Raw genomic sequence first — 23,746 nt, 5'->3', positions numbered from 1 at the left:
ATTTATAGTTCGTTAAACGTTTTTTTTGGACTGTAAGTTACCCCGGCACACGTGTGTTCCGGGCCATTGCCGGCAATACCCCCATATTGCCGGTTTTTTTTGGTTACGTTTTTGATTTCGTCATGGTCATTTATTTTGGTTCAACTTCATGGATAGTAGCGATGGGCAACCACCCGGGTTGCCTCCGAGAAAGGGTTACGTTGGGACTTCCTGCATAAAATGTGTGTTTTGTGTGTTTGGTTATAAATTTGTGTTCAATTAGGGTTCGTATTTCCGTTTCAGGAGAATCGTCGTACCGATCACCTCATACCGTGTATCGGTAACCGTGCAGATGATATCCAGCTGTTTGAAAAGCCCGATGCCACTGATATCGCCCGTAAAGGTGATGTGTGACAACCCACTATCGGCCACCACATCCAAGGCATATAGTTCGCTCAACGTCTGGGCCAATGACGTAATCGGGATATCCTTGAACGTTTCATGCCGTATCGCATCCACGCCGCCCCGCACGGGCAATGGATTTTCCGTCACCGTTTCTTCCAAATTCTTAGCCAACAACACCGCTCGCTGGTTGGTGGTAAGGGACGCTTTTTCGGGTGCAGACAACATCCGCTTCACCATATTGCGCCGGCCCACATTATAGAATACATCTACCTTGCCTGAATAGACGATCACCTCGCCCTTGGCACTTCCCTTGGGTGCCTTGATCTTGAATTTGGTACCCAGCACTTTGGTAATCATCCCTTCATGGAATACCCAAAAGGGATTTTCTTTGTTGGCCGCGACCGAAAAGAACGCGTCACCGATCAGCCGGACTTCCCGGCCATGGTCGCTGAAATGCTTGGGGTAGTGAAGCTGCGCCCCCGGATAGAGCTCTACCAGCGACTCATCGGCAAGGATGATATTCATGCGGTGGTCGGTGTCGTTTTTCACGGCCACGATATCATTATCCATGGCGAAATCGGTGGCAAACGAAGGTTCTACAGGGTAACAAACCACACGGAGGTAAGCAATGGTGCCCACGGTCATAAGCAGCGCGATGGATGCCGCAGCAAGAAGATAACGCAGGCGCCGCGACCGAAGATACGGTACATAAGCCGGGCCTGCCTCTCCGGCGTCATTGATCTGGTCGTGTATTTTCTCCCACATGGCATCTTCCAGCGCATCTAAATTCGAAGGGCTGATCTCGTGTCTATCATGCCCCTCTAACATGTGGTACCAATGGTCTACCAACCGTTTCTCTGCCGGTGTGCAACGGCCATCGAGGTAACGTTGCAATAATTGATGAAAGCTTTCCCTACCCATTTCCGCAGGCGTTTATAATCCGTTCAATAAGGTAGTCTATTGAAACGGCCCAATCCCTAAAAATTTATTAAAAAAATCCCTGGAAAAGGAAAACGACGGCGAGAAAGTCTTTCAAAGCTATCCGTAATGCCTTCAGTGATTGCGTGATGTGGTATTCCACGGCTTTCTCGGATAGATTTAGTTTATTGGCAATCTCTTTAACGGAATAGTGCTCGGAACGGCTCAGGGTATAGATGGTTTTGGTTTTTGGGGGCATCATCGCCACACCTTTGTCAATCGCATCGTTGAGTTCCTTGATACGCATGGAAGTTTCTACCGGGTTTTGCGAATCGCGTCCATTGCGTAATAAGTGGAGGGCATATGTCTCTTCGTGCAGTTGTGCCTTCAGGTAGGTGATAAACCGGAACCGCACCGCGGAAAACAGATATGCGCCCACCTGTTCGATACGGAGCGATTTACGCTTCTCCCAAAGCGATAAGAAGACATTTTGCGTAATATCTTCAGCCAGCGTTTCGTCGCCCGAGCGACGTACGACCTGCATGTAACAACGCCGCCAATACCGCCGGTACAGCTCCTCGAAAGCGGCTTGGTCGTCTTTGCCTATCCGGCTAAGCAACTCCGCATCTGTTTCAATCGTGGCATTGTTCAACAAGGTCCTCGCTTTAATTGGTTGTTACAAACGTAATGAATCGGTTACAGTTATCCAAGGGTTTTCCGAATATTTATGGCCAATTGCCTCCATACAGCCTGCATTGCCCCTTTCCCGTTGCCTTGCGCCTAAGGGTTTCGGGGCTCGTCCAAGACACGAACATTTCCTATCTTTGATGCTCGGAAAGACGCTATGACGGCCAAGAAAACACTACTCCTACTCAGCACGCTCGCCATCGGCATAAGCTGCCTGCGCTGCACGGGCAACAGCGGGCACACGGGCAATGCCCCGCGCCAAACCGGGCAGCCTGTACCTTCGGAAAAGGGTGCTTTTTACATAGATACGCTCTACATGGGGCTCGATAACCCGTGGGGCATGGTTTGGCTGCCGGACGGCCGGTTGCTTGTTACGGAACGGAAAGGCGAAATACGGGTGTTCGAAGACGATCGGTATACGGATAAGAAGTTGGACGGCTTCCCGGAGACCTACGAACGCGGGCAGGGCGGGCTGCTGGATATCCAACTCCATCCCCAATACGCTACAAATGGATGGATTTACGCTACCTATGCCAAACCGGGGCAAGAGGGTGGCAGTACAGCTTTGATACGCTTCCGGTTAGCGGGCACCCACATCGCCGAGCTGGAAACGCTGTACCAAACCGCCCCGTTGTCTACGGCGGGTGTGCACTTCGGTAGCCGCATTGTTTTCGACCGCGCAGGTTACCTCTACTTCAGCACCGGCGAGCGTGGTGTGAAGGAAAATGCGCAGGACTTAGCAAACGACCTGGGCAAGATCCATCGGTTGCACGACGACGGACGCATACCGGCCGACAATCCGTTCGTAGACACGCCCTACGCCAAGCCAAGCATCTGGTCTTACGGCCACCGTAATGTGCAGGGACTGGCGTATGACCGCACAAACAATATCCTCTACGCCACCGAGCACGGACCCCGTGGCGGCGACGAACTCAACGTGATCGAGAAGGGGAAAAACTATGGCTGGCCAGTGATCACCTACGGCATCGATTACAGCGGTGCCATCATCTCAGCACTCGCCGAAAAAGAAGGTATGGAACAACCGGTGCACTATTGGACCCCTTCCATCGCTACCTGCGGATTACTGTATTATACGGGCGAAAAATTCCCCGCCTGGCAGGGCAATCTCTTCGCCGGTGCACTGGCGTTGACGCACGTGGCCCGCGTGGAACTCAAAAACGGCAACTACGCCCATGAGGAGAAGTTACTGCAAGCCATTGGCCGCGTAAGGCACCTTGCTCAAAGCAGCGACGGCTATATCTATGTGCTTACGGAAGGCCCTGGCATGCTCCTCAAACTGATTCCGGCTGAATAAACATCGATTGTCAAAAACTACGTACCTTTGCTATCATGAATGTGGACAAATTGCTTAGCCGGGCCCTGGATTTCGAGTTCCTATCCATCGAAGAAGGTGTATACCTCTACCACCATGCACCTATCGCAGACTTATCCTATGTGGCCAATACCCTTCGGAAGTTACAGGTACCCCACGGTAAAGTAACCTGGCAGATAGACCGGAATGTCAATACCACCAACGTGTGTATTGCCAACTGCAAATTCTGCAATTTCTTCCGCAGACCCGGCCATGAAGATAGTTACATCACCGATATAGACACCTACAAGCGCAAAATTGAGGAAACATTCCGTTATGGAGGCGATCAGTTATTGCTACAGGGCGGGCATCACCCCGAGCTAGGATTGGCGTTTTATGCCGATCTGTTCCGGGAGCTAAAAGGCCTGTACCCACAGTTGAAACTGCATGCACTCGGCCCCCCCGAAATTGCGCATGTTGCCAAACTGGAAGGCATGCCCCACATCGAGGTGCTGCGGGCCCTGAAGGAAGCGGGCCTCGATTCATTGCCGGGTGCCGGTGCGGAAATACTGAATGATCGCGTACGGCGGCTCATCTCCAAAGGGAAATGCGGCGGAAAAGAATGGCTGGACGTGATGCGGGCAGCGCACCAAGTAAACCTGCCCACCTCCGCGACCATGATGTTTGGCCACATCGAGACGATCGAGGAGCGGTTCGAACACCTCGCTTGGATCCGGGAAGTACAGGCGGAACGGCCGGATGGTGCGTACGGCTTCATGGCATTTATCCCGTGGCCCTTCCAAGACGATGGGACATTACTCAAACGGCTGCGGGGCATCACCAACAACGTTACCGGCGAAGAATACATCCGCATGATCGCGCTGAGTCGCATCATGCTACCCAACATCAAAAACATACAGGCCTCGTGGCTTACCGTGGGCAAACGCGTAGCGCAGCTGTGCCTGCATGCCGGCGCCAACGACTTCGGATCCATCATGATCGAGGAAAATGTGGTCTCCGCTGCCGGGGCGCCGCACCGGTTTACGTCAAAATCCATACAGGATGCCATCCGGACGGCGGGATTCGAACCCCAACTCCGCACACAGAAATACGAATTTCGCGAAATGCCCATGGCCATCGAAGAGCAAGTGATCGATTACTAGATGAAAGAAGAAAACAGCGAACAGCTGAGCCGACAAATTGAAGCGCTCGTCTATGCTTCCGAACTAGCTATCGGCGTATCAGAAATCCAGCAGGTCCTCACGGCTTTGCATGAAACTGAAATCGACGAACAGGCCATCATCGAAGCCTTGGATACCATCAGGGACCGCTATTTACAGGACGACCGGATACTTGAATTGGTATGCATCAACAAAGGTTACCAGTTCCTTACCAAGCCGCTATACTATGAAACCATCAACCAGTTGCAGGCCCACCGATCGAAAAAGAAACTCAGCCCGGCAGCACTGGAAACATTGGCCATCATCGCCTATCGACAACCCATTACCAAGCTGGAAATCGAACAGATACGTGGCGTGAACTGCGACTACTCGGTACATCGCTTACTCGAGAAAGAGCTGATTAAAATTGCCGGAAAGGCCGACGCGTTGGGCAAACCCCTATTGTATGCTACGAGCGACCTCTTCATGGATCACTTCGGGATTGCCACAACGGCAGACCTGCCGAAACTGAAGGATATTGTGCAGGAAGACAATGCGATCGGTGAAACCGCTGAGTAACGCGCGATATATTTTTTTTAAAAAATATGCTTTGAATTAAAATCTTGCTATTTTTATCCTATAAATAACAGAGTATCTATTTACATGATTATGGAAACGCCAATGATGCATGACACTGATTTAGCGATGTTGGAGGACGACATGCTGGTCACGCTTGATTCGGGTCCCGATGACGAGGATTCGGAGGATCTTTTCGAAGATGAGGATGATTTTGAATTGGATGAGTTTGACTCATTGGAAGAGTTTGACGATGATTTCGATGACGACGATTATTGATAAAACCCCTCGTATTTGAAAAAAAGCCATACCCAACAACGCAACCAGCTGGATAGCTAAAACAACAACGATTGTATAACCAAGCCCGATTCCCCCCGACAGGTTTATGCCGAGAGGAGACGGGCTTTTTATCATTATACCAATGCCTTTTTGTGCAGCACCTCGTAGAGGTCGATGACTTTCTTCTGTAGTTCGATGACTTCCGCTTCGCGCTCCTCGAGCTTCCGCTTAAGGGTGGTCAGTTCGGCGGTGTGTTTTGTCTCCGCCTCTGAATCCGTAGTGGCCAGCAACTGGACTACGGTCAGGTCGAAAAGCCGTGATATCTGGTCCAAACGGGATAAATTGACATCCGTGATGCCGGTTTCAATCTTGGAAAATGCAGGGATGGATATATCCAACCGTTTGGCTACATCTTCCTGGCTCCACCCTCTCTGGTGTCGCAAAAGTCTGATTTTTTTTCCTAATGTATTCATCGGTAAGATGGTATAAACGAAAACCGTAGCGACTGATGCCTACGATATTCGATTGCGGGATTCGAATATAGTCAATTTTATTATTTGTACAGAAATTTATCTGCAAAATTGACGAGATTTATGCCGCCGTAGTTACCCGAACTCATAAACAACAGGTTCTTTCCCGCTGGCGACAGGTCATCCAAGTATTGCTTCATGCGGTCGATGCCATTTAAATAGATAAGGTTGGGTTGATTGAATGCCCGTTTCAGGGTCTCCTCGGAAATCGTTTCCGCATTCCGCTGTTTCAGTGCTTCTTGATTGATGAATACAGCGGGGTATTCCGCTTCCTGCATCGTGTCGCGATACTCGTTCAGGTAGCCCTCATTCAGGCTACTATAGGTATGCAGCTCGATGATGGCCACGAGCGCTTTATCGGGGAACTGTTCCTTAAGCGCATGGATACTGGCCCGTAACTTGGCGGGCGTATGCGCGAAATCCTGATAAACGACGCTGTCATTGTCGCTGGCCACATACTCCAGGCGGCGCGTTGCGCCCTTGAACTGCCGGATGGCGGCATAAAACTCGTCGCGCTCAACACCCAGCCATTCACATACGGTAAATGCAGCTGCAATATTGGAAAGGTTGTGCTTGCCGAATACCTGCAACGGAACCTCGCCGATATGTGTATGCATGTACGTAATCCCCTTGTTGATGGTATACTCCGGCGTACGATAGCCATGCTTGTTTATCTTAGACCGGTCTTCCAGCACCAATTCTTGCAGGGTCTTATCTTCTTTGTTATAGACCAGCGTACCTTTGGGCTCAATGCTTTTTATAAACAACCGGAACTGATTCACGTAGTTTTCGAACGTCGGGAAGGCGTTCACATGGTCCCAGGCGACACCACTGATGAGGGCTATATGGGGTTTGTACAGATGGAATTTAGGCCGTTGGTCAATGGGAGACGCAAGGTACTCGTCGCCTTCGATGATGATCAGCGGCGCGTCCTTGGTAAGCCGTACCATGTGCTCGAAATCGTCCAGCTTCGCCCCTACCAGGAAATCGAAATCGCGCCCAATCGATTTGAGCACATGCATGATCATGCTGGTGATGGTGGTTTTCCCGTGGCTACCGCCGATCACCACCCTGGTTTTCTCTGATGCCTGCTCGTAGATAAACTCCGGATATGAATAGATGCGTATGCCCAATTCCTGTGCCCGCCGTAATTCCGGGTTGTCTTCCTTCGCATGCATACCCAATACGACGGCATCAATATCGTCCGTAATGCGTGCGGGGTCCCAACCATGCTCCGGCAACAGGCCCTCCTTCTCCAGGTTGGTACGTGATGGTTCGTAGATGTGGTCATCCGAACCGCTTACGAGGAAGCCCTTTTTTGCTAGTGCTATCGCAAGGTTGTGCATGATGCTGCCACCAATGGCTATGAAATGTACCCGCATAGCTGCTATTTTTTAATAAACCGAGCCGCGGCCCAACCATCCAGTGCTTCGTGGCTTCCATAAGCCAACCCCTGGCGCTCGGCCGCACTTCTCAACACGTCCAGGTCATGCCCCTCATAAAAACCACTCATATACAACACCCCATCAGCCACCAACGACTGTGCATATCCTTCCAATTGATCCAGGAGGATGTTGCGGTTGATATTAGCCAAGACCACATCAAACCGGCGGTTCCGTATCAGTTCCATCGAACCGCATTCCGCTACGATATGGGAGGCATCGTTCCGTATTTTGTTTTCTTCCACGCTGGCCACGCACACCGGGTCATTGTCGATCGCCAGCACTTCCGCTGCTCCGAGCTTCACCGCCAGTATGGCCAGGATACCGGTACCACATCCCATATCCAGCACGGACTTCCCTTCAAACGGTTCCGCCAGCATGTGGCGCATCATCAACGAGGTGGTTTGGTGGTGGCCCGTCCCGAAAGCCATCTTCGGATCGATGACGATTTCGTAGGGGTATGCCGGCGCTTCCGGATGGAACGTAGCCCTTACGTAGCACTGGTCGGCCACAACGACCGGTTCGAAATTACGCTCCCATACACTGTTCCAGTTCTGTGGTTCAATCTCATTGACCACATAGTTGACCTGGAAACCGACCGGTTGGTGGATCAGCAGCAATTCCAACGCCGAGCGGTCGAGCTGCTCCGACGCAATGTATGCCGCAAACCCGTCGTCGCGGGTTTCGAATGTATCGAAGCCCATATCGCCAAGATCGCTTATCAAGATATCCTGGTGCCAATCTTCGCCACCCGAGCAGGAAAAAACAACTTCACTGTACCTCATCACCGGCAGGTTTCAACGGTTGAACACTTTGGCAATGTCGATGAAATCGCGGGATTTCAGGGACGCACCGCCAATAAGGCCACCGTCAATATCGGGCTGTGCAAATAGCTCGACCGCATTTTTAGGGTTACAGCTTCCACCGTACAAAATGGTAGTGGCATCGGCCACGTCTTGGTTATAATGGCTGGCCACCTCATTACGGATAAATGCGTGCACCTCCTGTGCCTGCTCCGGCGTAGCGGTCAGTCCGGTACCGATGGCCCACACCGGCTCATAGGCAAGCACGGCTTTACCGAAATCACCATCGGCCAAGTGAAATATCCCTTTTTCCAGCTGCGTGCGGATCACATCGAAGTAGCGGTCAGATTCGCGCTCCTCCTGCGTTTCGCCGATACAGAAAATGGGCGTAAGGCCATGCTTCAACGCCGCATCGACTTTCCTGCTAAGTAGGTCGTCATCTTCGTGGAAATAAGCACGCCGCTCGGAGTGCCCCAAGATTACGTGGGTGGCTCCGGTAGATTTCAGCTGCGACGCCGATATCTCGCCGGTGTAGGCACCCGATTCCTGGAAATAGATGTTTTGTCCGCCCACGGTAACGCGAGACGAACCTGCGGCCAACTGCGCGATACCATGGAGGTGGATGAACGGCGCGCAAACCACCACGCCCTGGTTGCCCATCACCTCGTCGTTTGCCATATGGACGATCTCCGAAAAAAGACTGATCCCTTGCTGATAGTCAAGGTTCATCTTCCAATTTCCGGCAACAATTTTCTTTCGTATCATGTTATGTATAGTTATTTATATTAAGTAAGGGTTTAACATTCCACTTTCAACAGCTGCGGTGTGCTTGCGTACGCTCGAACACCGCGGTGAGCAACCGTTTTTCCACCTCATCAAAGCGCAGGTTCCTCCGCTCATAGACAGATTCCAACGTTTCAAAGAGTTTCTCCAACCGGTAGGCCGAGACCCCATCGGTTCCGACCCACGAAAAATCGGGGATGAACGTGGGTGGCATACCGATGCCGCAAACACTTGCCCCCACTCCCACTACCGTACCCGTGTTGAATGCGGTATTGATGGCACATCGCACATGGTCGGCCATCACCATACCACAAAACTGCAAGCCGGTATCCCGGTATCCGGCCCGCGTATAATCATATAAACGTACGGATTTATAATTGTTCTTTAAATTAGAATTATTGGTATCTGCGCCCCAATTGCACCCCTCACCCAACACGGAGCTTCCGAGGTAGCCGTCGTGCCCCTTGGCCGAGCGGCCCCAGATCACGCAGGTATTCAGTTCGCCCCCTACCCGCGAGTAGGGCCCTACCGACACATTGCTATAGATCCTGGTTCCCATTTTCACTTGCGCATTTTCGCCCAGTGCAAATGCACCCCTGATGAGGCTGCCCTCCCACACTTCGCTATTTCTACCCAAGTAGATGGGGCCCTTGGTGCTGTTGAATGTCGCACATGTTGCCTGAGCTCCTTCCTCGGCAAAAAGCCGGTCACCAATGAAACGGTTGCTTCCGCATAATATTGCCGAGTGCCGCCCCTTGGTGAGCCGCTCGAAATCGAGGCCGATCTGTTCGCCGTTCTGCAGGAAAATATCTTCGGGATGGTTGATCGTTACTACCGGGTGGTGGTATGGCATGGGGGAATAGCTGGCCAAAGCGGGAAAGCCTCCACCCTGTACTTCCGCCGAAACCGTGCGTATGGCAACCATATCGTCCCCATGCAACAACGCCTCACCGGTGCGCAATGCCGCTACCGCATCGACCAACCGGCTATCCGGGCAGCAATTGCCCCGTATTAACAGGATATCTCCGTTCAGGTGGCCCAACGGGTATTTCTCCTGCAAATAGTCTTCCGTGAGAAAGGAATAGGAAGCCCCCAGCCATTTCGCCCACTTGTCGGCGATGGTGAGGATGCCCACGCGCAGGTCGGCCACGGGGCGTGTCAGCGCCAATGGATAAAGCCCTATCCGCCATTCCGCCTTGTCAAATAAAACGATATGCATAGGTTTCCATTTAGAACGGCTAAAATAAAAAAGTCCCGATAAAATATCGGGACTAATATTTTTTACCTATCGTAGTGTTACTTTTTACTGTAACGGCTACGGAATTTGTCGATACGCCCTGCGGTGTCGACCAATTTCATTTTACCGGTATAAAAAGGGTGGGAAGTATGTGAAATTTCAAGTTTCACCAATGGATATTCATTTCCATCCTCCCATTGAATGGTTTCTTTGGCGTCGATGCATGATTTCGTTACGAACGAATAATCGTTTGACATATCCTTGAAAACCACCAATCTGTAATTCGCTGGATGCAAGTCTTTCTTCATTTTATCTCGAGTTACTATATTCCTAATGAGCGTGCAAAGATAGGTTATTAGAATTTAAATTCCAACAATACTTCGTTTAATCCTCAGCTAATTTATCGCACCGGGCCTATTGGAACACCAACTCGCCGAAATATTGGGGCAGGTGGAAATTAGGTGTTGGGTAGTCGATGGGATTCCAGGCCACATAATGCGGTTCGGGCAGGTCATCCCCGCACTTATAGAAATTGCCGGTACAGCGCATCCCCGCAAGCGAGTCGATCGCATCGGCCTCAAATACCGTATAAGGGATATGCAGCAATAGACGCCACTCCGTATCGCCGCTATCTGTGGGCCGCGATGAGATGCTGCTGTATGTTTTCACCCGCTCGATGGTCGCCTCGGGCAATCGCTTCCGCTCCATCCGCTGTGCCGGGCCATATCCGATTAGTCCGGTTCCCAAGCAGTTGAACTCCAGGTTGTAATAATTGGTACCATCAAACGAAAGGAAGAACTCCACACAACTATCCTTATAAACGGGATCGTTTGTATTTCGGTATACCGCTTTTACATGCTTTTCCCGCACTTCGTACAAGAGCAGCACACCCACTGCCGTATGGGCTATCTTGAAGTGGACCGAAGGGCGGTACGGGAAAGCCGCCCATGGCACCTCCCTCAGCTCATTGGCGGCCAGGGGAGCCGTGGTGGCCAGGAGTTCTTCGATTGTCGTATGCTGATTGATCCCTTCGAGGAAAGGGATGGTTATCGTATCCATGGGGTATCATTTTAATTAACTAGGTTCGCCTTATTCATTGGTACCGGGCGGCCACCCGCGCTACGATATCCCGCAATTCAGGCTCGTGTGCTTCCAGTTCGCTCACCAACTTGAGCTGGGCGCGCGTGCGCTGCAAATTATGGTCAGCATGGTGGGTTTTATAGTAATGGTCACCTTCCAGAAAATCGGTAAGGAACCGTACCGCTTGCATGTAGGGAAACAGCAACACACCTTCCATCAGCGAAGCTACCTCATCACCGGTCAAAAATTGGTGTGCTTCTTCGAAATACCCATCGGCATAGGCCTCAAATAGCGGGATATTCAGTTGTACGTTATCCAAATCGGCCTCATCCTCGGCAGCGCGGTTGATGATGGTCCGTATGGCATCGCCAAAGTCATACGCCACGTATCCCGGCATCACCGTGTCCAAGTCGATTACACACTGTGCGCGGTCTCCGTCATCCAGCAATACGTTGTTGAATTTGGTATCGTTGTGGGTAATCCGCACGGGTAACCGACCTTGGGCCGCCAGCTCCAGAATAGCGTGCATACGCCGTTCCCGGTCCTTGATAAAGCTCAGTTCTTCCTGCACGCGCCGAACGCGGCCTACCGCATCCGAGTCAACGGCGCGGCCAAGTTGGCCCAAACGATTCCCGATATGGTGGAAATCGGGCAGCACTTCATGGATAAGGCCGACGTCCAAATCGGCCAGCAGCCGCTGGAACTGTCCGAATGCGCGCCCCCCTTCCCTCGCTTGCTGCGGGGTTTCCACGATGTCATAGCTGCGCGTGCCATCGAGCAGTATAAACATCCGCCAGAAATTGCTGCGCTCGTCCCGGTGGTACGATTCGGCATCCTTTGCCGGAATCAATGTCAGCACCCGGCGGTCAAGGTGATTGCACCCCTCAAATTCAGTGGCATAGCGTGCCTTCAAGTGGTTGGTTACGCGCTGGATGTTTTCCATCACCGCGGCTACATCCTTGAATACATGATGATTCACCCGTTGGAGTAGGTAACGTGCGCCCCCCGACCCATCGGTTATCACCCGGAAGGTATCGTTGATGTGTCCCGACCCGAACGGCGAAACATCCATTACCTCACCCTCTATATCAAATTCATTCGCTAGCTTGGCTAATTGCGCTGGACTAAAATCATTCATAAAAAGAAAAGGAAAACCGTGTTTTCTGTTTAATTGACGCGCAATATGCAAATTAGCGCACGAATAACCATATCATTTCACCAAACAATCGTTTGCGCTATTTACCAAGTGGTTGGTCGCCGCAAAAAAAGCCCCTTGAGGCGAGTGCTCCAAGGGGCCTACGTGCGATTTATTAAACTATCAAACCAGCGGAGTAGGTTCCATCACCATGGGCGATACATCCAGTACGTCTTTGCTCACCTCCTGGCCGTACCGCTTGAAATTATGGATGAAAAGCTTAGCCAATTGATTGGCTTTTGCGTAGTACGCATTTTCATCGGGCCACAACTGCACCGGATCAAGCACCGCATCGGGCACGTCGGGGCAGCTCGTGGGGTAACGAAGCCCGAAAACGGGGTGCGTGTTGAACGCCGTTTCTTTCAGCACACCCGTTAGCGCGGCCTTGATGATGGACCGTGTGTATGCCAGCTTGATCCGGCGGCCCACCCCATATGGGCCTGCGATCCATCCCGTATTCACCAGCCATACGTTGACGGCATTATCTGCCAGGCGTTGCCGCAACAGCTCGGCATAGTGCGTAGGGTGCAATGGCAAAAACGCTTCACCAAAACAGGCCGAAAAAACCGCTTTGGGTTCCTTGACCCCTTCCTCGGTACCCGCCACCTTGGCGGTATAACCCGACATGAAGTGATACATGGCCTGCGTGGTCGACAGCAGTGATACCGGCGGCAGCACACCGAACGCATCGGCGGTAAGGAAGAAAATATCTTTCGGTGCGGATGCTTGGCCAATCGTCACACTGTCCATGATATGGTTAATCGGATAAGCCACGCGGGTGTTTTCCGTCTTCGATACATCGTCGTAATTCGGCGAGCGCGTACCCGGTACGTATCGGATATTCTCTACGAGTGCACCGAATCGTACCGCATGGAATATTTCGGGTTCCTTACTTTCATCCAACCCGACACATTTGGCGTAACAACCGCCTTCGAAATTAAAGATACCTTTGTCGCTCCAGCCATGCTCGTCGTCGCCCACCAGCATCCGGTCCCGATCTGCAGACAGTGTTGTCTTACCGGTACCCGAAAGCCCGAAAAACAATGCCGTATGCCCTTGGGTATCCGTGTTGGCCGCACAATGCATGGAAAGCACCTGTTCCTGCAGCGGCAGTATAAAGTTCATGACCGAGAAAATGCCCTTTTTTATCTCACCCGTATACCCTGTACCGGCAACCAACACCACTTTCCGGGTAAAATTGATCACTACAAAATTAGGGTGGTGCAGTCCATACCGCTCCGGATCGGCACAGCAGTAACCCGGCGCCGCAAGGATGGACCATTCCGGGCGGGCGGACGGATCGGGTGACGCCGGTCGGATGAATAGGTTATTGACAAATACACTTTGGTAAGCCGTTTCGGTTACGGCCCGAATCCCAATGCTATAACTTGGATCAGCACCGGCAACGGCATCACGGACGAAGATATCCCTGCCGCTCAGGTATGCGCCGACCTCTTCCAACAGGTGCTCAAAAGATGCCGTTGATATCGGCTGGTTGATGTCGCCCCACCATACGGTGTTTTCGGTCAGCGCATCGGAAACGATGAAACGGTCGTAAGGTGTGCGCCCCGTAAAACGCCCGGTGTCTGCCGCCAAGGCACCGGATTCCGACAGGGTTCCTTCCCCCGCGAGAACGGCGTACTCAACCAGCTCCGCTACGCTTTGTTGATAGTGTACCTTTTCACTTTCCTTGATAAAAAGGTAATCTAGCTTTGGAATAGCTTTCTTGGAAGCATTCATGGCAATTTATTCTATAGTGTGCATTGATTCAATGCGGCAAATGTAGGGATTAAAAACAGATAAAATAAAGCAAAAATAACTGAAAATCAGCTTTTTGTATAAAATACACTAAGTCAACTAACTGTAAAACAGCACCATTTATCGTTTTAGCCCAATTTCATAAAAAACCAAACATCCGGGTAGCGCAGACGTTTTACATAGCGTACTCGTATTTTTTAGGGTTGAGGCCCGGTATTTAGCGGGTATTTTTTACCTTTAGCAATTAGACAGATGACATATGGAACTGTATCCAATTGATACCGGATTTTTCAAGCTCGACGGCGGTGCGATGTTCGGTGTGGTCCCCAAATCGATTTGGCAGCACGCAAACCCGGCAGACGATCGGAACATGTGCACGTGGGCAGCACGGCTATTGCTTATCAAGGAAGGTGGCCGCCTTACCTTGGTCGATACCGGGCTGGGCGACAAACAGGGTGAAAAGTTTTTCAGCCATTATTACCGCCATGGCGACGACACGCTGGATGGATCGCTCGCCAAGCATGGCTTCCATCGTGATGACATCACGGACGTAATCCTCACCCACCTCCATTTCGACCACGTGGGGGGCGCCGTCATGCGCGAAGCGGGCCGTTTGGTTCCCGCATTCAAAAATGCCACCTATTGGAGCAATAAACAACATTGGGAGTGGGCGCTTTTCCCAAACCACCGCGAAAAACCTTCATTCCTGCAGGAAAACATCATACCGCTCTACGATAGCGGGCAATTGCGCTTCATTGATGTGGAAGACGGCATCAGCTTTTCCGACCATATTACCGTCCGGTTTGCTTACGGCCATACCGATGCCATGATGCTCCCACAGATTGGCTACGGAGGAAGGACATTGCTCTATATGGCCGACCTCCTGCCATCCGCCGGCCACATCCCCCTCCCCTACGTGATGAGTTACGATGTGCGGCCATTGATTACGATGGAGGAACGCAAGCGGTATTGGCAGGAGTCCGTAGACAACGACTATGCCCTGTTTTTGGAACACGACCCGTTCAACGAATGCTGCACCATCCAACTGACGGACAAAGGGTACCGGCTGAAAGACACGTTTTCGCTCAGCGATTGGCTAGCTAAGGGGTAAGCACTGCCCTATTTTGCGGGATTGTGCAACATCAACCTTTCAACCACATCCGAAATATGCTGGTACGGGTATTTATGTACAACAAAATAATGTCCAGCGTCGGTTGTGGGATCCCATTTGTTGAAGCCCTTTTCATCCACCGTAAACTTGCCCGGCCCGTTTACGTAGAAATAGTCCGACGGATTGCGGACAGCGATCAGCACCGCCGTCTGGTCCCACGACTGGCGGTTGGTTTCGCCACCCTCGGCATAGGTTTTCAGGTTATAATCGTAAGCTTTCGTTACGGGGCCGCTATCGGTGCGCGCACCTACCCTGCAACCCGTGAAAATATTCGCTCCAATCTCAAAACCACTGAACAGGATCGGTGTAGGCCAGTTGTCAAACACGTTGGCAGATGCCGAAGGGTCTTTGTAAACGTTAAATTCAATCCCTTCGGGAAATAGCCCAGCCATCGAAACGAGCTGTTTCACTTTGGCTTTTACAAGTTCTACGCCATTAAGCGCTGAATACGCATCCGGCTGCGAATCCAATAGCGCACTAAGGTTTGAAAGAAACCCTACGGTAACAACCGTTACGCTTTGGTCGGGCTGGCCTGCCAATGCCTGCCGGTACACGCTCACGGCATCCGGATAGCTTTTATTCCGTAAATCCGGTGCATATGTATGGATGAGTGTATCATTCCATCCATTTTCCGCCGTAAAATCGGGGGCACCGTGGGGGGCTATACCCACTGGCAGGCCGTCACGACCAAAATACCGGTTGAACACCTCAATGGTGGGCGCAATGGATGGATGTGCATCGCTGGCCACCGTGGCTAGGATCTCGCATTCGCCGCTGTCGGCGAGTGCATGCAGCACCGCAATCGCTCCAACATCGTCATAATCGGGGCCCATATCGGTGTCGAAGATTATTTTAGGGGGTTGTGTGACCGACCGTTTAACCTGATCATCTGATTGCGTAGAACAGGCCGTACACCAAAGAACAGTACTCAAAAGGAAAATTGCATTAGTTTTCATCTGTATATAATTTGTTTATTCATCATTGTTTTGTTTTTAAAGGCATTCATGCTGCCTTCGGCGGTTTTAATGGCGATGAAGCTATCAGATTTTTCAATCCCGTGTGTGATCCTCTACCCTCCCGCGGAAATAACCAGCCCCAATCCTACGACAAATAGCACGAACATCGCGGCCACAAGTACCTTTACGGATTTTGTCCCCCCTTTAAATTCTTTCCAGATCAATACGCCCCACAACGCGGCAACCAAGGTAGCACCTTGTCCCAGCCCATACGAGATGGCAGGACCCGCTTTGCCGGCGGCTAGGAGATTGAACAGATTACCCAAGCCCCAGACACCGCCGCCAAGGATACCCACCAAATGGATGGAGAACCGGCCACGGAAATATTCGCCATAGTTGATGGGCGCTCCTTCAAGTGGCCTACGCATCAAAACGGTATTGAACACCAGATTACTTACCACAATACCCGCAGCAAACACCACAAATGCCGTGTAAGGTGTCATTTTGCCGGCTGCTGGGTCTACGAAGTTCTCCAGGTCCATACCGGCTGCAATAAAGGGGTAGAAGGTAGACATCAGAATCCCGGCTATGACCGAGACGGCAATCCACTTGCCCACCTTCTTCTTACCGGCACTACCCGAATGCTTCCCGTATGCCACCGCATTGAGGATAATAGCCAGTGTAACCAAGCCAACGCCCAGGAAAAGCAATACGGGGTCGCCTTTGCTCAACATCAAGTAGTTAATCAACACACCGATAACCAACGCCAAGCCGATACCCACCGGAAAAGCGACAGCCATGCCAGCACCTGCAATGGCCGCCGTGAGCAGGATATTCGCTAGGTTGAACACCACCCCGCCGATGAGTGCACTGCGGATATTCCCTCCATCAGCCTGAGCCAGATCGACCAGAAATGACCGACCCGAATCGCCCATGCTGCCCATGGTGAATGCGCCGACAAGTGCCAAGAAAAAGATTCCCCATACATAATCCCAGTAAAACAGCTCGAAACGCCATTCACGCTGCACCAATTTCTGCGTGTTGGCCCACGAGCCCCAGCACAGCATCGTAACGATGCAGAACAGGACCGCCAGCCCATAATTTTCTACGATAAACATAATTTGATGGTCTTAAAATTGGTTTACAACGAACTATTATTTCATACGATTCAGCAACACCTCATTACGAAATGGTATCGATGACTGCGCGCCCATCTTGGTAACTGCGATCGATGCCGCACGGCACGCAAAGGATGTCGCATCCGTCAACCCTTTACCTTCGGCCAACGCTACCGCCAATGCGCCGTTGAACACGTCACCAGCCGCCGTGGTATCCACCGTCTCCACTACGGGAGCCGGAATGTGATAGAACACGCCATCCTCCAACAATGCCGCCCCCTGTTTCCCCAAGGTGACAATGACATGTCTCACGCCTTGGGCATGTATGCTTTCCGCGGCCTGCCGTGCACTCGGAATATCCACGATACGTACACCCGATAACATCTCCGCTTCATTCACATTCGGTGTGAGAATATCCACTAGATGGAATACACCGGGCACCAACTCATTGGCGGGAGCAGGGTTCAGGATGACCTGCATCCCCCGATGCCGTGCAATGCGGGCTGCGTGCTCCACCGTCCGCATCGGGATTTCCAATTGCATCAACAATATGTTGCTGTCCGAATACTTGTCAAGCACGCGTTCCACATCCGCTGGTTCAAGGTGCGCATTCGCTCCCGGCGCCACCACAATGCTGTTTTCACCTCGCTCATCGACCGTAATGAGCGCAATGCCCGATGGGCTATCGTGGTCGGATAGTATACCATTCGTGTCTACCCCCTCTTCATCGAAGAGTTGGGCCGATTGCTTTCCAAAAATATCGTCGCCTATCTTTCCCACAAATGCGACGTCCCCTCCTAGCCGCGCCACCGCGACGGCCTGGTTGGCCCCTTTCCCACCAGGATTCATAAAAAACGATCCGCCCAACACCGTCTCTCCGGGTTGGGGAATATGACTGGTTTTTACCACCATATCCATGTTCATACTTCCTACTACGATGATGATTTTATTACTCATATAACTGGTCACAAAAACAATAACTGGTTTAATACAATAGCAAAAGTAAGTGGGATTTCTGTTAGGAATTAACCATTTTTTATTAATTTTATGAATTATAAAATTCAATTTAAAACAACATATACTTAGTTAATCACTATTAATAAGACAGTTAAATATTTAATAATAGCTAAATAAAATGCTGACATTCGAACTAGAAAAGCTTATTTTGTCACTTTCCGCCGCGGAGAAAAAACATTTCCAACTCCATTGCGCTAGGCTCAACGGACCAAAAGATTATCTACTACTGTATGAATTGGTTCTCAATAAGAGCCCGAATGTCGGCGACAGATCGTGGGAACAGCAATTCCGCGAAAATTATCCGTCCAAGTCATTCGAGAACACCGCCAGCTACCTATATAAAGTGCTTACCGATACACTCGTACAGATACGCATCGAACAGGATACCTGGTACGCACAATACCACTATTTGATGAAGGCTCGGTTATGTTTCGAGCGCTCCATGCCAAACCGCGCACACAAAGCATTGAAAAAGGCAGTTAAACTGGCCGCTGAAAGCCAGAACCATGCAGTTGCCTACCAGGCATCGCGGATGGAGCTCACGGCATTGGCGGACGTGGGTTTCCCCGGCGTGAGCGAACAGCAACTGGTGGACAAGCAAATGAAAGCCAAACACACGCTGCAATCGCTCCGACAGCTACATGAACATTATTCGTTGTATGAATTATTGAGCTATCGTTTGACGAGAGGTTCGTTAACTGTTAGCGGCAAGAGCGACAAGAAAATCAACGACTTAATCTTAAGTGAGCTAAGCCTGACCACCCGCGGTAGCCAGCATGAATTCGAACCGCAGAAACTCCATTTGTTATTCCAGTCGTTCTTTTTCATCCATACCGGCGAGTACAGCTCAGCTTTACGGATTTTCAACGAGCTTAACAAGCTGATTGAATCCAATGAATCGATGTGGGATTACCCACCATACGACTACTTATCTGCATTAGACGGTATTTTAGATAGCTTGCGAAGCATCGGATATTACAAAGAGATGGCACTATTTATAGAGAAAGCATGGTCTCTTTCCAAACGGCCGTATCCCGATCATTTCAGCAACTTCGCCATGCTCACTGCACAAGTATACCAGTTGAATATGCTACTCGGTTCCGCCAATGTTCAAGAAGCCTTATTGTTGCTAAACCGATACCACGACGACCCCCAATCGGCTTCTGCCATCGAGGGCCATGAAAAACAATTGGAATACAACTACTTCGAAGGATTGACTTATTTTCTTGCACAACAATGGACCAAAGCCAACCGATGCATCAATCGCTTATTGACAGCAGAAAAACAGCACATGCGGCTACCGGCTTTCCGCGCAACACGACTTTTGCATATCCTTATCGGCTACGAACTGGACGACCTCAGCTATCTCGACTATGAAATCCGTTCCTACAAACGTGCATTCAGCAAGTTCGGAAAAGCCTACAAAACAGAAAAACTAGTATTCGATACCATCGCAGCCGACCCGAAGCGCCGGGGAAATGCATGGAAGGAAACAGCCCGGAAAAAAATATCCGAAAAACTATTGGACATACAAGCAGAGAAACAGGAAAACCAGCTACGGAAGTATTTCGACTTTGGACAATGGGCTCTGGACAAACATCGGTAATTCATCTCGCATGATACGATGTGAGTAAACTTCATCTAATCTACTTCATTTCCGATCTGGAAACCGTAGTTCCCGACCGGGGATTAGGCGCTTTGATATATGTCTTGAGCCTCATGTATTACCTATCAGGCGCCATGTGTTACACCGTATGACACATGACATATGTCATAAGTCCCATGCAGCACGTCATAGGCGCTACGTAATATCTCATGAACCTCATGTAGTACGTCACAAGCTCCGTGTAGTACGTCAGAGCCCCTATGCTATATGCCATAAGTCCCATGTAGTACATCATAGGCGCTGTGTAATATGCCACGAACCTCATGTACTACGTCGTAAGCCCCATGTAGTACGTCAGAGTCCCTATGCTGTATGCCGTAAGTCTTAAGTAAACACATCATGGGTGCTATGTAATATGTCATGAACCTCGTGTAGTACGCCATAAGCCCCATGTATTACGTCAGAGTCCCTATGCTGTATGCCATAAGTCCCAAGTAATACATCATAGGCACTATGCTTCATGTCTTAGGCGCTATGTAATATGCCATAAGTCCTGTGTACTACATCATAAGTCCCCGTGTAGTACGTCATAATCACTATGTATTATATCGTAAGTTCCATACCATATGTCATAGCACTCGTACTATACGGCAATGGCGCTATGACATACGGAAACTATCCGGAAGCATACATCACCTTTGCACGTACATACCGCAAAGCAAAGGCATAAACCGTTTACACAATCTTTTTTTAACCCTCCTCGCTCAGAAGTCCTTAATTGCTCTCAATCACAAAAAATTCCACTCGCCTATTCCACTGGTGCTCTTCTTCGGTACATTCCACGCCCTTGGCGCAATGGTTGGCCAACTTCGTAAACCCATAGCCTTTAGCCACCAAGCGGTCGGCAGCTATCCCTTTACTCACGAGGTAAGCAACGGAAGAATCGGCACGACGCTGTGTCAGTTTCATGTTGTATTCATGCGTGCCGCGTGAGTCGGCATGGGCACTCAGCTCGATCCGAACACTGGGATCACTGTTTAGGAATGCCGCGATCTTATCAAGTTCCAATGCTGCATCCGGCCGGATATCCGCTTTATCGAAATCAAAATAGATGTTGCGGAGCACCACCACCTCTTTCTCTTCGACCGGATCGAGAAAGATATCCTTAACCAGCGTTGTGCTCGAGTCGATTCCCGAAGTAGAGAATGCCATCGGCGTGAACGGCCGGAACCCGGTTTGCTCTGCCGTCAGCGTATAGTCGGCATCCTCGGCTAGGTTGAATTTGAATTTACCGTCGGCACCCGAACTCACCACCACGGCATTGGCATCATCACCTGCCGGCGTCAACGTTACCTTTGCGCCGGTTACCGGCAGTTTGGTCTTGGCGTTGTACACACCGCCTTCGAGGTCGATCTGTACGATTTTGTTCAGGTTAAACCAATAGATGTCGTCCGCTCCTGCGCCACCGCTCCTGTCTGAAGCTACATACCCTTCCAGTTCCTTATCAAACCGGATGGAAAAATCGTCATAAGGTGAATTAAACGGAAACCCTAGATTCACGGCTTTAGCACTGCGGCCACTCCGATCCAATCGATACACGTCCAACCCGCCCATCCCCAAATGGCCGTTGGACGAGAAATAGAAATCGCCTTTCTCGTCTATACCGGGAAACCGCTCATCGCCAGGCGTGTTCACACCCGGCCCCATGTTGACAGCTTCGCCCCAACTACCCTCCGACTGGCGTACCACGTAGTAGATATCTGTGGCACCAAGGCCGCCCGGCATATCCGACGTGAAATACAGCGTATCGCCGGAAGCGCTCAGAAAGGGGTCACCTACCGACCACTTCGTGATGTTATTGTAGCGGAAGGGAGTTGCGTTTTCACCCCAGTTTGCCGCATCCAGCGAATTGGAGAATATCTCGATGTTTACCGTTACATCCTTGCCTGCATTGCGTTTTTCATCGCGGGTGAGGTTGCGTGTCACAGCGAAATAAACCTCTTTCCTTCCCGTGGAGAATGTCGCCGGCCCGAAATGGTTGGCGCCGTCGCTCCATTTGGCGTCGACCTTGCTGACGGAGGCATCTTTAGCCACGTACATCGCCAGGTACGGATTGCCTGTCCAGCCGTATATCACATCGGGGTGTGAAGCCCCGTCAAACCTATCGGACGCAAAGTACAGGCCCTCAGGCCCTTTGGTGGCGCCAAATTCGGCCTGTGCCGAGTTCCATTTCTTCTGGTTCTTGATTTCCACGGCCTTTATGGGGTTCTCTAACCACACCACCGCCGAATCGCACGACGCATACAATACCGCCAACTCCTCTGGGGTAATGATACCTTCGGCCTTAAGGGCTACCCGCTGGTATTGGGCCTTCGCCTCCCGGAATTTCGAATTATTGCGTAATATATGACCATACTGGAGGATATGGTCTATCTTCGCTTCATCGTGGTTTGCCAAACGGGCATACCATATTTCCGCCTCGCGGTAGTTGCGGATGTGGTAATAGGATTCAGCCAAGCGCTCTGCCGTGCGGATATCGGGTTTCACCTCATAGGCCCGCTGGTAGAGCTCAATGGCATTGATGAAGTTGAACGTATCAAATTCGCGATCGGCAGACTTCAGCAGGGAGTACTGTGCCTGTAATGGCAGTACAGCCAATAAGCAAAGTGCCAGGATCAAGTTAAACTTATTGTCGAAATATAATTTCATGGGTCGGTATGGTTTTGTACGTATCAGCATTGAATAAATGAATTTCCCGGTTAGAAATATCGTGGCGTACGAACCCGCTGTGTTCCTTTTTGGAGGGTATACCCGAGTGATATCTCATGCGTACTCCCCACCTGGTTATGTAGTTTGCTCAACGCATAGTCGAACGAATAACCCACCCTGAATTGCCCCCCGGCAACGAACTCGGCCAGCGCGATGACGGAATTGGGACGGGAAAGGTCATTGGCCAACTTCTTACCGCTCGATAGCGCAGTACGATACGACACGCCGAATGTGAATTGTTCGGCAAAGATGACCGCGGCATTCAAGTCGGTCGTCCACGCACGGCTGCCCGCATTATTGGCGTTCTTCACCAATACCGATGGCTTGAACAACATGTCTGTGGTGAAGGGAACGATTCCGCCCACGTTAAGGTAATACTGGGTTACCGGCGGCACCTTCGTTGAGCTCGCATCTTCATTGAAGAGGAGCTGTGAAATGAGGTTATCCACCCCTATTCCGGCAAAGAATGTATTATTTGAATAATGGATACCGAACCTTGCATCGGGCAGGAACGAATTTTCGACGTTCAGTGCCTCTGCGTCGCCGGGGTCCCATTTGGCGTTATCGAACGCCGAGTGGATAACGCCCACCCCCAGGCCGAATGCGAGCCGATCTTCCGGATCCCATCCCACGCGCAAGCGGTAGGCATAGTTTGCATAGGCATAGATGCGTTTTTCCAATCCCACCCGGTCACTCATCAGGTTAAACCCGAGCCCCACGTTATCGGTTGAGGTGCGCATATCAGCCGCCAACGCCAACGTGCGCGGACCATCGGGCATGCCGGTCCACTGCGAACGGTAATACGTATGTAGGTTGATCGGCCCCCTGTACCCTGCGTAGGCGGGATTGATGTATAATGCGTTGAACATATACTGACTATATTGTGCCACCTGCTGAGCTACGGCGGGAGCGGCGAATGCGGTAATCAGTACGAGAAAAAATATCCTTTTCATCTTAGTTTTCCT

22 protein-coding genes are annotated in these 23,746 nt (G+C 50.9%); 6 read left to right on the top strand and 16 right to left on the bottom strand.

Features of this window, described 5'->3' with window-relative positions; translation table 11 throughout:
* Window positions 1-258 precede the first annotated feature (258 nt).
* Complete coding sequence (locus tag ACEVG1_RS15945; RefSeq protein ID WP_374744710.1) at window positions 259-1,305, bottom strand: FecR family protein; 1,047 nt, start codon at window positions 1,303-1,305, stop codon at window positions 259-261.
* Window positions 1,306-1,372: 67 nt separating this feature from the next.
* Window positions 1,373-1,954: an RNA polymerase sigma-70 factor gene (locus ACEVG1_RS15940; protein ID WP_374744709.1), complete on the bottom strand. Its 582-nt coding sequence runs from the start codon at window positions 1,952-1,954 to the stop codon at window positions 1,373-1,375.
* A 192-nt stretch (window positions 1,955-2,146) separates the two neighbouring features.
* Here ACEVG1_RS15940 and ACEVG1_RS15935 point away from each other — a divergent pair, with 192 nt between their 5' ends.
* The 4 genes from ACEVG1_RS15935 (at window position 2,147) to ACEVG1_RS15920 (ending at window position 5,316) form a co-directional block, all read left to right on the top strand.
* Window positions 2,147-3,304 carry a PQQ-dependent sugar dehydrogenase gene (locus tag ACEVG1_RS15935; RefSeq protein ID WP_374744708.1) on the top strand — a complete coding sequence of 386 codons (1,158 nt, stop codon included), beginning with the start codon at window positions 2,147-2,149 and terminating at the stop codon, window positions 3,302-3,304.
* Window positions 3,305-3,339: 35 nt separating this feature from the next.
* Window positions 3,340-4,464, top strand: a complete 1,125-nt coding sequence (gene mqnC / locus ACEVG1_RS15930; protein ID WP_374744707.1) for a cyclic dehypoxanthinyl futalosine synthase — start codon at window positions 3,340-3,342, stop codon at window positions 4,462-4,464.
* The gene (scpB, locus tag ACEVG1_RS15925; protein WP_374744706.1) at window positions 4,465-5,040 is read left to right on the top strand and encodes an SMC-Scp complex subunit ScpB; all 576 of its coding nucleotides are present in this window, start codon (window positions 4,465-4,467) and stop codon (window positions 5,038-5,040) included. It abuts the gene before it with no gap.
* Window positions 5,041-5,142: 102 nt separating this feature from the next.
* The gene (locus ACEVG1_RS15920; protein WP_374744705.1) at window positions 5,143-5,316 is read left to right on the top strand and encodes a hypothetical protein; all 174 of its coding nucleotides are present in this window, start codon (window positions 5,143-5,145) and stop codon (window positions 5,314-5,316) included.
* Between the two features lie 134 nt (window positions 5,317-5,450).
* Here the strand turns inward: ACEVG1_RS15920 and ACEVG1_RS15915 are convergent, their stop codons facing one another.
* From ACEVG1_RS15915 to pckA, 9 genes are all read right to left on the bottom strand, one after another.
* Window positions 5,451-5,789 (bottom strand): helix-turn-helix domain-containing protein, encoded by a 339-nt coding sequence (locus ACEVG1_RS15915; protein WP_374744704.1) that lies wholly within the window; start codon window positions 5,787-5,789, stop codon window positions 5,451-5,453.
* 80 nt (window positions 5,790-5,869) lie between these two features.
* Window positions 5,870-7,228: a UDP-N-acetylmuramate--L-alanine ligase gene (gene murC / locus ACEVG1_RS15910; protein WP_374744703.1), complete on the bottom strand. Its 1,359-nt coding sequence runs from the start codon at window positions 7,226-7,228 to the stop codon at window positions 5,870-5,872.
* A 5-nt stretch (window positions 7,229-7,233) separates the two neighbouring features.
* Complete coding sequence (gene prmA / locus ACEVG1_RS15905) at window positions 7,234-8,073, bottom strand: 50S ribosomal protein L11 methyltransferase (protein ID WP_374744702.1); 840 nt, start codon at window positions 8,071-8,073, stop codon at window positions 7,234-7,236.
* Window positions 8,074-8,085: 12 nt separating this feature from the next.
* Window positions 8,086-8,853, bottom strand: coding sequence for a triose-phosphate isomerase (tpiA, locus tag ACEVG1_RS15900; protein WP_374744716.1), 768 nt, complete (start codon window positions 8,851-8,853; stop codon window positions 8,086-8,088).
* 49 nt (window positions 8,854-8,902) lie between these two features.
* A complete protein-coding gene (locus ACEVG1_RS15895; RefSeq protein WP_374744701.1) occupies window positions 8,903-10,093 on the bottom strand; it encodes a putative sugar nucleotidyl transferase in 1,191 nt (396 codons plus the stop codon).
* A gap of 77 nt (window positions 10,094-10,170) precedes the next feature.
* A complete protein-coding gene (locus ACEVG1_RS15890; protein ID WP_374744700.1) occupies window positions 10,171-10,419 on the bottom strand; it encodes a type B 50S ribosomal protein L31 in 249 nt (82 codons plus the stop codon).
* 106 nt (window positions 10,420-10,525) lie between these two features.
* A complete protein-coding gene (locus ACEVG1_RS15885; protein ID WP_374744699.1) occupies window positions 10,526-11,170 on the bottom strand; it encodes a carbohydrate-binding family 9-like protein in 645 nt (214 codons plus the stop codon).
* Window positions 11,171-11,204: 34 nt separating this feature from the next.
* On the bottom strand, window positions 11,205-12,329 hold the full coding sequence (locus ACEVG1_RS15880; protein WP_374744698.1) for a phosphotransferase enzyme family protein: 1,125 nt from the start codon (window positions 12,327-12,329) through the stop codon (window positions 11,205-11,207).
* A 180-nt stretch (window positions 12,330-12,509) separates the two neighbouring features.
* Window positions 12,510-14,126 carry a phosphoenolpyruvate carboxykinase (ATP) gene (gene pckA, locus ACEVG1_RS15875; protein ID WP_374744697.1) on the bottom strand — a complete coding sequence of 539 codons (1,617 nt, stop codon included), beginning with the start codon at window positions 14,124-14,126 and terminating at the stop codon, window positions 12,510-12,512.
* 277 nt (window positions 14,127-14,403) lie between these two features.
* On the opposite strand from pckA, the gene ACEVG1_RS15870 reads away from it, so the two are divergent.
* Entirely contained in the window at window positions 14,404-15,255 is an 852-nt protein-coding gene (locus ACEVG1_RS15870) for an MBL fold metallo-hydrolase (protein ID WP_374744696.1), read from the top strand.
* Window positions 15,256-15,263: 8 nt separating this feature from the next.
* Here the strand turns inward: ACEVG1_RS15870 and ACEVG1_RS15865 are convergent, their stop codons facing one another.
* The 3 genes from ACEVG1_RS15865 to rbsK all read right to left on the bottom strand — a co-directional run bounded on the left by ACEVG1_RS15865 (window position 15,264) and on the right by rbsK (window position 18,346).
* Window positions 15,264-16,271: a nucleoside hydrolase gene (locus tag ACEVG1_RS15865; protein WP_374744695.1), complete on the bottom strand. Its 1,008-nt coding sequence runs from the start codon at window positions 16,269-16,271 to the stop codon at window positions 15,264-15,266.
* A 113-nt stretch (window positions 16,272-16,384) separates the two neighbouring features.
* Window positions 16,385-17,389, bottom strand: coding sequence for a GRP family sugar transporter (locus ACEVG1_RS15860; protein ID WP_374744694.1), 1,005 nt, complete (start codon window positions 17,387-17,389; stop codon window positions 16,385-16,387).
* A gap of 36 nt (window positions 17,390-17,425) precedes the next feature.
* Complete coding sequence (rbsK, locus tag ACEVG1_RS15855; protein WP_374744693.1) at window positions 17,426-18,346, bottom strand: ribokinase; 921 nt, start codon at window positions 18,344-18,346, stop codon at window positions 17,426-17,428.
* Window positions 18,347-18,524: 178 nt separating this feature from the next.
* Here rbsK and ACEVG1_RS15850 point away from each other — a divergent pair, with 178 nt between their 5' ends.
* Window positions 18,525-20,012, top strand: coding sequence for a hypothetical protein (locus tag ACEVG1_RS15850; RefSeq protein ID WP_374744692.1), 1,488 nt, complete (start codon window positions 18,525-18,527; stop codon window positions 20,010-20,012).
* Window positions 20,013-20,786: 774 nt separating this feature from the next.
* On the opposite strand, the gene ACEVG1_RS15845 is transcribed toward ACEVG1_RS15850, so the two are convergent.
* Both ACEVG1_RS15845 and ACEVG1_RS15840 read right to left on the bottom strand, forming a co-directional pair.
* Window positions 20,787-22,721 (bottom strand): OmpA family protein, encoded by a 1,935-nt coding sequence (locus ACEVG1_RS15845; protein WP_374744691.1) that lies wholly within the window; start codon window positions 22,719-22,721, stop codon window positions 20,787-20,789.
* Between the two features lie 50 nt (window positions 22,722-22,771).
* Window positions 22,772-23,734 (bottom strand): PorP/SprF family type IX secretion system membrane protein, encoded by a 963-nt coding sequence (locus tag ACEVG1_RS15840; protein WP_374744690.1) that lies wholly within the window; start codon window positions 23,732-23,734, stop codon window positions 22,772-22,774.
* Window positions 23,735-23,746: the final 12 nt, after the last annotated feature.

This window comes from Parapedobacter sp. 2B3 (assembly GCF_041925275.1).
Taxonomy (GTDB): Bacteria; Bacteroidota; Bacteroidia; order Sphingobacteriales; family Sphingobacteriaceae; genus Parapedobacter; species Parapedobacter pyrenivorans_A.
The sequence above is the reverse complement of the archived record's forward strand: the minus strand, read 5'-3'. Positions and strand labels throughout refer to the sequence as shown.